Annotated in this window: 12 protein-coding genes; 10 read left to right on the forward strand and 2 right to left on the reverse strand. The window is 62.1% G+C overall.

Annotation, left to right across the window (positions count from 1 at the left end; all coding sequences use genetic code 11):
* Positions 1 to 20: 20 nt before the first annotated feature.
* Positions 21 to 383: an ATP-dependent Clp protease adapter ClpS gene (gene clpS, locus ACKI1H_RS21310; protein WP_138526520.1), complete on the reverse strand. Its 363-nt coding sequence runs from the start codon at positions 381 to 383 to the stop codon at positions 21 to 23.
* A 227-nt stretch (positions 384 to 610) separates the two neighbouring features.
* On the opposite strand from clpS, the gene cspD reads away from it, so the two are divergent.
* Positions 611 to 886 carry a cold shock domain-containing protein CspD gene (cspD, locus tag ACKI1H_RS21315; protein WP_045214920.1) on the forward strand — a complete coding sequence of 92 codons (276 nt, stop codon included), beginning with the start codon at positions 611 to 613 and terminating at the stop codon, positions 884 to 886.
* Between the two features lie 73 nt (positions 887 to 959).
* On the opposite strand, the gene icd is transcribed toward cspD, so the two are convergent.
* A complete protein-coding gene (icd, locus tag ACKI1H_RS21320; protein WP_138526519.1) occupies positions 960 to 2,213 on the reverse strand; it encodes an NADP-dependent isocitrate dehydrogenase in 1,254 nt (417 codons plus the stop codon).
* Between the two features lie 357 nt (positions 2,214 to 2,570).
* Here icd and ACKI1H_RS21325 point away from each other — a divergent pair, with 357 nt between their 5' ends.
* The 9 genes from ACKI1H_RS21325 to ACKI1H_RS21365 all read left to right on the forward strand — a co-directional run bounded on the left by ACKI1H_RS21325 (position 2,571) and on the right by ACKI1H_RS21365 (position 11,748).
* Positions 2,571 to 4,793 (forward strand): NADP-dependent isocitrate dehydrogenase, encoded by a 2,223-nt coding sequence (locus ACKI1H_RS21325; RefSeq protein WP_138526518.1) that lies wholly within the window; start codon positions 2,571 to 2,573, stop codon positions 4,791 to 4,793.
* Between the two features lie 111 nt (positions 4,794 to 4,904).
* The gene (locus ACKI1H_RS21330) at positions 4,905 to 5,348 is read left to right on the forward strand and encodes an NUDIX hydrolase (protein WP_138526517.1); all 444 of its coding nucleotides are present in this window, start codon (positions 4,905 to 4,907) and stop codon (positions 5,346 to 5,348) included.
* Between the two features lie 71 nt (positions 5,349 to 5,419).
* On the forward strand, positions 5,420 to 6,547 hold the full coding sequence (gene mnmA, locus ACKI1H_RS21335) for a tRNA 2-thiouridine(34) synthase MnmA (RefSeq protein WP_171049566.1): 1,128 nt from the start codon (positions 5,420 to 5,422) through the stop codon (positions 6,545 to 6,547).
* Entirely contained in the window at positions 6,544 to 7,164 is a 621-nt protein-coding gene (gene hflD / locus ACKI1H_RS21340; RefSeq protein WP_440466236.1) for a high frequency lysogenization protein HflD, read from the forward strand. Before mnmA ends, hflD begins: the two co-directional genes overlap by 4 nt.
* 95 nt (positions 7,165 to 7,259) lie before the next feature.
* Positions 7,260 to 8,630 (forward strand): adenylosuccinate lyase, encoded by a 1,371-nt coding sequence (gene purB / locus ACKI1H_RS21345; protein WP_138526515.1) that lies wholly within the window; start codon positions 7,260 to 7,262, stop codon positions 8,628 to 8,630.
* Positions 8,631 to 8,690: 60 nt separating this feature from the next.
* Positions 8,691 to 9,866 carry a ribosomal protein uL16 3-hydroxylase gene (locus ACKI1H_RS21350; RefSeq protein ID WP_440466237.1) on the forward strand — a complete coding sequence of 392 codons (1,176 nt, stop codon included), beginning with the start codon at positions 8,691 to 8,693 and terminating at the stop codon, positions 9,864 to 9,866.
* Positions 9,859 to 10,287: a GNAT family N-acetyltransferase gene (locus ACKI1H_RS21355; protein WP_017517103.1), complete on the forward strand. Its 429-nt coding sequence runs from the start codon at positions 9,859 to 9,861 to the stop codon at positions 10,285 to 10,287. The genes ACKI1H_RS21350 and ACKI1H_RS21355 overlap by 8 nt, the downstream gene beginning before the upstream one ends.
* Positions 10,288 to 10,309: 22 nt before the next feature.
* A complete protein-coding gene (locus tag ACKI1H_RS21360) occupies positions 10,310 to 10,936 on the forward strand; it encodes a histone acetyltransferase HPA2 (protein WP_440466238.1) in 627 nt (208 codons plus the stop codon).
* Positions 10,933 to 11,748 (forward strand): secretin N-terminal domain-containing protein, encoded by an 816-nt coding sequence (locus ACKI1H_RS21365; protein WP_440466239.1) that lies wholly within the window; start codon positions 10,933 to 10,935, stop codon positions 11,746 to 11,748. The genes ACKI1H_RS21360 and ACKI1H_RS21365 overlap by 4 nt, the downstream gene beginning before the upstream one ends.
* The last annotated feature ends 480 nt before the right edge of the window (positions 11,749 to 12,228 follow it).

Consider the following 12,228-nt stretch of genomic DNA (forward strand, 5'->3'; position numbering starts at 1 on the left):
CTCGCTCCCAAACATCCGCATCAACCTTCTATCTCAATTTCGCACAACAGTGGATGTTGGCTCTCCCTCGCATATTGATTGACCTGCATGGCTTTGGTTTCCGCGACATCGCGGGTAAAGGTCCCGCAGTGCGCCTTGCCCTGGGTATGCACAGTCAACATGACCTTGGTTGCCTGCTCGCGGTTCATGTTGAAGTACAGCTCGAGCACCTCAACCACGAAATCCATCGGGGTGTAATCATCGTTGAACATGATGACCCGATACATGGACGGCGCCTTCAGGGCAGGCTTGGCTTCTTCAACCGCCAGCCCCGTCCCGTCGTCTTCCAATGGATCCGGGCGGTCCTGATTGAATGTTAGTCGAATCTGGCTACTTGCATGCATGCTGGAATAAAAGCTTTGCGAGTGGGTGAATGAGTGGGCCGACCGGAGTTTGAATCGCCTCTCAGGCCCAGACGACGCCGCCTTGACTAACGGCAAAAGGGTGTTACAACCAAAGGATACCCCCGGAGGGTATCAGGAGTTCCGGACGCCAGTCTTTAGAAAAAGGCATAGCGGAATAGTAGTGGATGATACTCCAGCGATGGAGTCCTTTGCAGAGGGATATCAGCATGCTTAGCGGTAAGGTCAAGTGGTTCAACAACGCCAAGGGCTACGGTTTCATCCTGGCTGATGGCCGAGATGAGGACCTGTTTGCTCATTACTCGGCAATCCAGATGGATGGCTACAAGACACTCAAGGCCGGCCAACCCGTCAGTTTCGAGATCCTGCAAGGTCCGAAGGGGTTGCACGCGGTGAACATCCAGCCCGTCAACGCCAATGCATCCACCCCGTCCGCGCAGACTGCTCCGAGCAGCGAGGTAGAGAACCTCACGGCGGAAGCCTGATTCGTCAAGGATCAGACGAAACGAAAAAGGCCGGCAGCAAGCCGGCCTTTTTCATGGGCGGAGAACCACCCGGTTACATCTTGGCGATGATCGCGTCGCCGAACTCGGAGCACGACAGCAGCTTGGCACCGTCCATCAGTCGCTCGAAGTCGTAGGTCACGGTCTTCGCGGCGATGGCACCATTAACACCATCGATGATCAGGTCGGCCGCCTCAGGCCAGCCCATGTGGCGCAGCATCATCTCCGCGGAGAGGATCACCGAACCCGGGTTGACCTTGTCCAGACCGGCGTACTTCGGCGCGGTGCCGTGGGTCGCCTCGAACATGGCCACCGAGTCGGACAGGTTGGCGCCCGGCGCGATGCCGATGCCGCCCACTTCCGCCGCCAGGGCGTCGGAGAGGTAGTCGCCGTTCAGGTTGAGGGTGGCGATCACGTCGTACTCGGCCGGGCGCAGCAGGATCTGCTGCAGCATGGCGTCGGCGATCACATCCTTTACCACGATATTCTTGCCGGTGGCCGGGTTCTTGAACTGCATCCAGGGACCGCCGTCGAGCAACTGCGCACCGAACTCGTCGCGGGCCAGCTCATAGCCCCAGTCCTTGAAGGCGCCCTCGGTGAATTTCATGATGTTGCCCTTGTGGACGATGGTGACCGAGCTGCGGTCATTGTCCACTGCATACTGCAGGGCCTTGCGCACCAGGCGCTTGGTGCCCTCCTGGGAAACCGGCTTGATGCCGATGCCGCAGTTTTCGGTGAAGCGGATCTTCTTGACGCCCATTTCCTCGGTGAGGAACTTGATGACCTTCTGCGCCTCAGGGGTGCCAGCCTTCCACTCGACGCCAGCGTAGATGTCTTCGGAGTTCTCGCGGAAGATCACCATGTCGACGTCGCCAGGCTTTTTCACCGGGCTCGGGACACCTTCGAACCAACGCACCGGGCGCAAGCAGACATAAAGGTCGAGTTGCTGGCGCAGGGCCACGTTCAGGGAGCGAATGCCACCGCCCACCGGAGTGGTCAGCGGGCCCTTGATCGATACGACGTAGTCGCGAACGGCATCCAGGGTTTCCTGGGGCAGCCAGGTGTCCTGGTCATAGACCTGCGTGGCCTTCTCGCCGGCGTAGACTTCCATCCACGCGATCTTGCGGTCGCCCTTGTAGGCTTTCTCGACGGCAGCGTCGACGACCTTGATCATGACCGGGCTGATATCGACGCCAATGCCATCGCCCTCGATGAAGGGGATGATCGGGTTCTTCGGTACATTCAAGGACATATCGGCGTTGACGGTGATTTTGTCACCGGCCGGCACCTGGATCTTTTGGTATCCCATGCTGAACTCCGCTTTTTGATTGAAACCCTCTTGCAGCCACAGAGGGTAGCTCACAAGTCGGTAATCGAACTACATCATTCCTTAGTCTAAAAAAGGGACACGCTTCACCCTGCCTTTAGGGTGGTATACTGGCCGGCATGACTTAATGGTCATCGAGGTCCGAGCAGTCTGGGACCAGACTCTCTCCTCGCAGCGGCGCACGTCCTCACCAGGATCCCGCCGTACAACGCTCTACTGGCGCCCCAATATCCCCGCGGCAAATCTCGAAGGTCGGTCAACCACTTCGCTGACCGCAAGCGTGTACCAACGCGATTCGAGACTCTGTGCGCGCCCAGCAAAGAAGAGAGTTAGAACGAGATGTCCATCCGCTCGAAGATCACCTACACCTTCACCGACGAAGCACCCGCCCTTGCCACCTATTCGCTTCTTCCTATCGTAAAAGCCTTTGCCGCTTCCGCCGGCATCGACGTCGAGACCCGCGACATCTCTCTTTCGGGCCGTATCCTGGCCTCCTTCGCTGACAAGCTCGGCGACAAGGCGATCGAAGACGATCTGGCCTACCTGGCCGTACTGGCCACTGACTCCAAAGCCAACATCATCAAGCTGCCGAACATCTCCGCTTCGGTACCGCAGCTCAAGGGCGCCATCGCAGAACTGCAGAAGCTGGGCTACGCCGTCCCGGACTTCCCGGAAGACCCGCAGACTGATGAAGAGAAAGACACTCGCGCCCGCTACGCCAAGGTCCTGGGCAGCGCCGTGAACCCGGTCCTGCGTGAAGGCAACTCCGACCGCCGTGCCCCGGCCGCCGTGAAAGCCTACGCCCGCAAGCACCCGCACAGCATGGGCAAGTGGAGCATGGCTTCGCGCTCCCACGCCGACTACATGCGCGGCGGTGACTTCTTCTCCAGCGAGCAGTCGGTCACCATCCCGAAGGCCGGTGAAGTCCGCATCGAGTTCGTCGGCAAGGACGGCAAGGTCGAGACCAAGAAGACCCTGAAGATGCAGGACGGCGAAGTCCTCGACAGCATGTTCATGAGCTGCAGCAAACTGCGCGCCTTCTTCGAGAAGACCCTGCAGGACTGCAAGGAAACCGGTGTCATGTGGTCCCTGCACGTCAAGGCCACCATGATGAAGATCTCCCACCCGATCGTCTTCGGCCACGCTGTCACCGTCTACTACAAGGACGTGTTCGAGAAGTATGGCCAGCTGTTCGAAGAGCTGGGCGTGAACCCGAACAACGGCATCTCCAGCGTCTACGACAAGATCAAGTCGCTGCCGGCCTCGCAGCAGGAAGAAATCCTCCACGACATCCACGAGGTGTACAGCCACCGTCCGGAAATGGCGATGGTCGATTCGGTCAAGGGCATCACCAACCTGCACATCCCCAGTGACGTGATCGTCGACGCGTCCATGCCGGCCATGATCCGCAACTCGGGTCAGATGTGGGGCAAGGACGGCAAGCAGAAAGACACCAAAGCGGTCATGCCGGAAAGCACCTACGCCCGCATCTACCAGGAAATGATCAACTTCTGCAAAACCAACGGCGCGTTCGACCCGACCACCATGGGCAGCGTACCGAACGTTGGCCTGATGGCGCAGAAGGCCGAAGAATACGGCTCCCACGACAAGACCTTCGAACTGGAAGCTGACGGCGTGATGCGCGTTGTCGACGCTGACGGCAAGGTCCTGATGCAGCACGAAGTGCAAGCCGGCGACATCTGGCGCGCCTGCCAGACCAAGGACGCCCCGATCCGCGACTGGGTCAAGCTGGCCGTTACCCGCGCCCGCGCTTCCAACACCCCCGCCATCTTCTGGCTGGACCCGGAACGCGCCCACGACAACGAGCTGCGCAAGAAGGTCGAGCTGTACCTGAAAGACCACGACCTGACCGGCCTGGACATCAGCATCAAGGGCTACAACGAGGCCATCCGTACCAGCATGGAGCGTCAGCTGCGCGGCCAGGACACCATCTCGGTGACCGGCAACGTCCTGCGCGACTACCTGACCGACCTGTTCCCGATCATGGAGCTGGGCACCTCGGCCAAGATGCTGTCCATCGTTCCGCTGATGGCGGGCGGCGGCATGTACGAAACCGGCGCCGGCGGCTCGGCTCCGAAACACGTACAGCAACTGGTTGAAGAAAACTACCTGCGTTGGGACTCCCTGGGCGAGTTCCTGGCCCTGGCCGTCTCCTTCGAGGAAGAAGGCATCAAGACCGATAACGCCAAGGCCAAGGTACTCGGCAAGACCCTGGACATCGCCACCGGCAAGCTGCTCGACAACAACAAGTCGCCGTCGCGCAAAATCGGTGAGATCGACAACCGCGGCAGCCACTTCTACCTGGCCATGTACTGGGCCCAGGCCCTGGCCGAGCAGAACGACGACGCCGAGCTGAAAGCTCACTTTGCCGGCCTGGCCAAAACCCTGACCGAGAAGGAAGCAGCCATCGTCGCCGAACTGAACGGCGTACAGGGCAAGCCGGCGGAAATCGGTGGCTACTACCGTTCCGATGCGGAGCTGACCAGCAAGGTCATGCGCCCGAGCGCGACCTTCAACGCCGCGATCGACGCACTGGCGTAAACCGCTTCGTGTGACACCAGAACCCCCGGCCCTGCCGGGGGTTCTGCTTTCTGCGCTCGACAAAGTTAAACTCGCGCCCTTTTACGCCATCTTCCGAAGGGGAATACACCCATGCGCTGGCTAGCACACGTCACCGTCGCCACTATCGTCGAAGACCAGGGCCGCTTCCTGCTCGTGGAAGAAATGTCCGCTGACAAAAAACAGGTCTTCAACCAGCCCGCCGGCCACCTGGAAGCCAACGAAACCCTGCTCGAGGCCGCCGTGCGCGAAACTCTCGAAGAAACCGGCTGGGACGTAGAGCTGACTGCCGTCACCGGCATCTACCTGTACACCGCGCCGAGCAACGGCGTGACCTACCAGCGCGTCTGCTTTGCAGCCCGCCCTGTGCGCCATCACCCCGAGCGCGCACTGGACGACGGCATCCTCGGCGCCCGCTGGATGACCCGCGAAGAGCTGGCCGCACAACCCGAGCGCTGGCGCAGCCACCTGGTTCTGCGCTGTATCGACGATTATCTGGAAGGCGAGCGCTTCCCGCTCGCTCTGATCCGCGACTGAGCCGAGCCCGAGCCTCTGCCGCTCGGCTCTGGTAGAATCCCCGCCTTTACCTGCACCCGTGATGCGCCACCATGTCTGATTCCCTGAAAGCCCCACAGAACACCCGCGTCATCGTCGGCATGTCCGGCGGCGTGGACTCCTCCGTCTCCGCCCTCCTCCTCAAGGAACAGGGCTACCAGGTGGAAGGCCTGTTCATGAAGAACTGGGAAGAGGACGACGGCACCGAATATTGCACCGCCATGACCGACCTGGCCGACGCCCAGGCGGTCTGCGACCGCATCGGCATCAAGCTGCACACGGCCAACTTCGCCGCGGAATACTGGGACAACGTCTTCGAGCACTTCCTCGAGGAATACAAGGCCGGCCGCACGCCAAACCCGGACATCCTCTGCAACCGCGAAATCAAGTTCAAAGCCTTCCTCGACTATGCCGTCGCCCTGGGCGCCGACCTGATCGCCACCGGCCACTACGTGCGTCGCCGCGACATCGACGGACGCAGCGAACTGCTCAAGGGCCTGGATCCGAACAAGGACCAGAGCTACTTCCTCCATGCCGTGGGCGGCGAGCAGATCGGCAAGACCCTGTTCCCGGTCGGCGAGCTGGAGAAGCCCGAGGTCCGCGCCATCGCCGAGAAATACGGCCTGGCCACCGCGAAGAAGAAAGACTCCACCGGCATCTGCTTCATCGGCGAGCGCCGCTTCAGCGACTTCCTCAAGCAGTACCTGCCGGCCCAGCCGGGCAACATCGAGACGACCGACGGCACGGTCATCGGCAAGCACGTCGGCCTGATGTACCACACCATCGGCCAGCGCCAAGGTTTGGGCATAGGTGGCCTGAAGAATGCCGATGACAGCCCCTGGTACGTGCTGGAAAAGGACCTGGCGCGCAACGTCCTGGTCGTCGGCCAAGGCAACGATCACCCCTGGCTGTTCTCCCGCGCCCTGCACGCTTCGCACATCTATTGGGTCAACCCCATCGATCTGGACCAGCCCAAGGCCCTGCGCGCCAAGGTGCGCTACCGCCAGGCAGATCAGGATTGTGTGCTGGAGCGCACCGAGAACGGCTACCGCGCCGTCTTCGACGAGCCGCAGCGCGCCGTCACCCCCGGCCAGTCCGTGGTCTTCTATGACGGCGAAATCTGCCTCGGCGGCGGCGTCATAGAATCGGCCGAACCCGCTTTCGCTAAGGAACCTGCATGAGCGATCTGCACGACCAGATCATCGCCCTCTCCGGCGTCTTCGAAGCCGCCTCCCTGGTAGACCGCCTGGCCCGCACGGGGCAGATCCCCGAGGCGCCGCTGGGCTGCATGCTCGGCAGCCTGCTGGTGCGCGACCCGAAGACCACCCTCGATGTCTACGGGGGCGACACCGCCAACCTGCGCGAGGGCTTCCGTGCCCTGGTCAGCGCCCTGGAGCGCGACCCCAACAGCCTGCAGCGCGAACCACTGCGCTACGCCCTGTCGCTGATCGGCCTGGAACGCCAGCTGAACAAGCGCGACGACATGCTCGACATCATGGGCACCCGCCTGGACCAGATCCAGCAGCAGGTGCAGCACTTCGGCCTGGTCCACGAGAACGTCATCGCCTCCTGCGCCGGCCTCTACCAGGACACCCTGAGCACCTTCCGTCAACGTATCCAGGTGCATGGCGACATGCGCCACCTGCAGATCAACGCCAACGCCGCGCGCATCCGCGCCCTGCTGCTGGCCGGCATCCGCTCTGCGCGCCTGTGGCGACAGCTCGGCGGCAATCGCTGGCAGATGCTGTTCAGCCGGAAGAAAATGCTGAACGAACTGCGCCCCCTGCTGCGCAGCTGAAACACTTCCTTGCGGTCGCCGCAAGGGCGACCGGTTCGCGCCATTCGTGTATGATGTGCGCCCTTTTCGTTGACCGACAGCTACGAGAACGCCCCATGCAGCTTTCCTCCCTTACCGCGGTATCCCCCGTTGACGGCCGTTACGGCAGCAAAACCAGCGCCCTGCGTCCGATCTTCAGCGAGTACGGCCTGATCCGTTTCCGCGTCCTGGTGGAGGTTCGCTGGCTGCAGCGTCTCGCCGCCCATGCCGGCATCCCTGAAGTCGCCCCCTTCTCCGCCGAAGCCAACGCCCTGCTGAATCAGCTGGCCGACGACTTCCAGCTGGAGCACGCGCAGCGCATCAAGGACATCGAGCGCACCACCAACCACGACGTCAAGGCCGTGGAATACCTGCTCAAGGAACAAGCCGCCAAGCTGCCGGAGCTGGCCAAGGTCAGCGAGTTCATCCACTTCGCCTGCACCTCCGAGGACATCAACAACCTGTCCCACGCCCTGATGCTGCGCGAAGGCCGTGATACCGTGCTGCTGCCGCTTATGCGCCAGATCGCCGATTCCATCCGTGAGCTGGCGGTAAAATTCGCCGACGTGCCGATGCTCTCGCGCACCCACGGCCAGCCGGCCTCCCCGACCACTCTGGGCAAGGAACTGGCCAACGTCGTCTACCGCCTGGAGCGCCAGATCAAGCAGGTCGCTTCCGTCGAGCTGCTGGGCAAGATCAACGGCGCCGTGGGCAACTACAACGCCCACCTGTCGGCCTACCCGCAAGTGGATTGGGAAGCCAACGCCCGCGAATTCATCGAAGGTGATCTGGGCCTGAACTGGAACCCCTACACCACCCAAATCGAGCCGCACGACTACATCGCCGAGCTGTTCGACGCCGTCGCGCGCTTCAACACCATCCTCATCGATTTCGACCGCGACGTCTGGGGCTACATCTCCCTGGGCTACTTCAAGCAGAAGACCGTTGCTGGCGAGATCGGCTCCTCGACCATGCCGCACAAGGTCAACCCGATCGACTTCGAGAACTCCGAAGGCAACCTGGGGATCGCCAACGCGCTGCTGCAGCACCTGGCCAGCAAACTGCCAATCTCCCGCTGGCAGCGCGACCTGACCGACTCCACCGTGCTGCGCAACCTGGGCGTCGGCTTCGCCCATAGCGTCATCGCCTACGAAGCCAGCCTCAAGGGCATCGGCAAGCTGGAGCTGAATGCTGCACGCATCGCCGACGACCTGGACGCCTGCTGGGAAGTCCTCGCCGAGCCGGTGCAGACCGTGATGCGCCGCTACGGCATCGAGAACCCCTACGAGAAGCTCAAGGAACTGACTCGCGGCAAAGGCATCAGCGCCGAAGCCCTGCAGGTGTTCATCGAGGGCCTCGACATGCCGGCAGAAGCCAAGGCCGAGCTGAAGCAACTGACCCCAGCGAACTACATCGGTAACGCTGCCGCCCAGGCCAAGCGCATCTGAGATTCGCCCTGACTTTGCACGCCCGGCTGTGCCGGGCGTTTTTGTTTCAAGGACTTAACCATGAATCCTGCTATTCCTCTTCAGCTTTTGGGCGGCATCAGCGCCGAAGAATTCCTCCGCGATTACTGGCAGAAAAAGCCTCTGCTGGTACGCCAGGCCATCCCCGACTTCAAGAGCCCGCTGGACCCTGACGAACTGGCCGGCCTCGCCCTGGAAGAGATGATCGAGTCGCGCATCGTCCTCGAACACGGCGACAGCCCGTGGGAACTGCGCCGCGGCCCGTTCCAGGAAGACACCTTCAGCCAGATGCCCGAGCGCGACTGGACCCTGCTGGTCCAGGCCGTCGACCAGTTCATCCCGGAAGTCGCCGAACTACTGGAACACTTCAAGTTCCTCCCCAGCTGGCGTATTGATGACGTAATGATCAGCTACGCCGCACCGGGTGGCGGCGTCGGCCCGCACTTCGACAACTACGACGTGTTCCTGCTGCAGGGCCACGGCCGTCGCCGCTGGAAAGTCGGCCAGACCTGCGACGCCACCAGCCCGATGCTGCCCCACGCCGACCTGCGCATCCTCGCGGAATTCGAGGAGAACGCCGACTGGGTCCTGGAACCCGGCGACATGCTCTACCTGCCGCCGCGCGTGGCCCACTATGGCATCGCCGAAGACGACTGCATGACCTACTCGGTCGGCTTCCGCGCACCCAGCGCCGCCGAAGTGCTGACCCACTTCACCGACTTCCTCGCCCAGTTCCTCTCCGACGAGGAGCGCTACAGCGACGCCGGCATGGCCGCAATGAAAGGCGACTCCGACCAGCACCAGATCCAGCGCGACGCCCTCGATCGCCTGAAGAACCTGCTGCAGGAGCACATGAGCGACGAACGCCTGCTGCTCACCTGGTTCGGCCAGTTCATGACCGAGCCACGCTACCCGGAACTCGTGGCTGGCGAGGAGATCGAGGAAGACGATCTGACAGCCGCCATCGAAGACGGCGAAGTACTGATCCGCAATCCCAGCGCCCGCATGGCCTGGAGCGAAGTGGACGTCGGCCTGCTGCTGTTCGCCAGCGGCCAGACCGTGGTGCTGCCGGAAAAACTGCGCGACCTGCTCAAGCTGGTTTGCTCGGCAGAGTCGCTACACGAAGGGAATCTCGGCCAATGGCTGGCCGACGACGATGGGCGTAAGCTCATCGGAGAACTGATCAAACAGGGCAGTCTGGAGTTTGCCGATGAGTAGCAAGATCAGGGTTCGTGTCGCGGACTGGCAGAAGGATAATGCCGATCTGCGGCGCATTCGCGAGGCGGTTTTCATCGCCGAGCAATCGGTCCCGCCGGAACTCGAATGGGACGCCGAGGATGTCGAAGCCGTGCACTTCCTGGCCTTCGAAGGCGACTACGCCATCGGCACCGCCCGACTCCTGCCGGACGGGCACATTGGCCGGGTGTCGGTCCTCAAGGACTGGCGCGGCCTGAAGGTCGGCGACCTGCTGATGCGCGCCGCCATCGAACAGGCGGAAAGCCAGGGCCTGCAGCGCCAGTTGCTGACAGCCCAGGTCTACGCCATTCCGTTCTACGAACGACTAGGCTTCCAGGTAGCCAGCGGCGAATTCCTCGACGCCGGCCTTCCCCACGTGGACATGGTGCGCGAAAGCGCCTGAGTAGCGACGAGCAAGGAGCGACATGGATAACGCCCCGGACCAAGACGACCTTCCGGTAGAACTGCCGGATATCGAGTTTCAGTCACCGGGGCGTTTTACTGTCCATAACCCGCCCAGCGAAGCGCTGCCGCCTGAAGTTCTGGAGCCCGCACCATTCAAGCTCGGCGAAGGCGACCAACTACAGCGTTTCAACAAGCCCGAACAGGCCCGCGCCCATGCGCTCGCACTGATCCAGCAGGCGCGCCGCACGCTCTATCTCTATACCCCCGACCTTGAGCCCTGGCTGTATCATCACAGCAGCATCCAGGAGGCCTGCACCCAATTGCTGCTGGGCAATCCGCGCAACCGCCTGATGATCCTGGTGCGCGACAGCACCCGTGCGGTGAAGGAAGGCCATCGCCTGCTCAACCTCAGCCGTCGCCTGTCCAGCTACTGCCAGATTCGCCGGATCAACCCTGACTATCCGAGCGAGGAGCACGCCTTCCTCCTCGCCGACGATTGCGGCCTGCTGCTGCGCCCTGAGCCTGGCGAATACGCTGGCTACGCGCACTACAACAACGCCGGGCGCGTCCGTCAGCTGATCGCGCAATTCGAACAGACCTGGAACACCAGCGTCCTCGACCCGAACCTGCGGAGCTTTCTGATTTGAGCCGACACTCACTCGCCTTGATTTTCGCCTGCGCGTTCAGCTTGTCCGCCGTCGCGGCGCCTCGCACCGAGATCATTCCGCTCAACTACCGCACCGCCGAAGATGTACTGCCGGTGGCACAGCAGGTGCTGGGCAACGAAGGCCGGGTTACCGCCTATGGAAACCAACTGGTGGTGAACGCCGAACTGGCGAAGATCCGCGAACTGCAGCAGGTTCTCGAGCAGCTGGATACGCGCCCGCATCAACTACTGATCAGCGTCGATACGCTCGATGGCAACCAGGGTAGCCAGAGCGGCTACTCGGTGAACGGCTCGGTCAGCGCCGGCAATGTGGACATCCAGGCTGGCCGCGGGGAAGTCAACGGCCGCGACCAGGTGCGCATCATCAATCGATCCACCAACAGTCGCGGCGGCGGCACACAGCAGGTGCGCACCACCGAAGGCTCCCCCGCCTTCATCCAGGTCGGCCAGAGCCAGCCAGTGACCAACGCCGGCATCGGCCCCTACGGCCAGGTCTACAGCCAGACCGAGTACCATGATGCCAACCAGGGCATGTATGTGACCGCCAGTATCACCGGCAATCTGGTGCACATCACTCTGAGCACGCGCAACGACCGCTTCAACGGCAATTACCAGGGCTCGATGAATACCAGCTCGGCGGACACCAGCATCAGCGGGCCCATTGGCCAGTGGATCGAGATCGGTGGCGTCAGCCAGAGCAACCAGAGCACCCAGAACGGCTATACCCGCCAGTACAGTACCCAGGGACGTAGCGACAGCAGCCTGCGGGTGAAGGTCGAAGTGCTCGACTAATCCTTCCGGAGGTGACTTGCCAGTCCTCGTTAGACCTTCGTGTAGTAGTCCAAAAAAAACACTACAAAACGTTTGACGAACGCTCGTTTGAAAGTGCATGATGGCCTCGCTCCCGCTAACCAGAGGGCCTCAAAGCCCTTCGGACCGAGCCAGTGGCCCACCCGCCATGCAGGTCCGTGTTGTTAAGCCCACAAGGCGGATCGACGAGGTTGCGACTGGCAAGAGGTTGTCCTGAGGGACGGGGAAGCAAGCCTTAGCAACAGCACGAAGTGACGGATTCAGCCGTCCACCATTGCCCAACGGCTGCCACGAGCCGGCAAGCGATTCTGGATGTCACCGCTGCAGTCACCCGTCTGTACGCCGCTCTACCCCACTCCTCCAGCGTCATTCCTTCTTTCGGTCGCCCCTTCGCCATCCCGCGGCGAGCAACCCGCAGCCAATACCGTTTCGATACAGGTCTTGAGTGGGTAAGTCGGTGCT

Source organism: Pseudomonas sp. YH-1 (assembly GCF_051990045.1).
GTDB classification, from domain to species: Bacteria; Pseudomonadota; Gammaproteobacteria; order Pseudomonadales; family Pseudomonadaceae; genus Pseudomonas; species Pseudomonas nicosulfuronedens.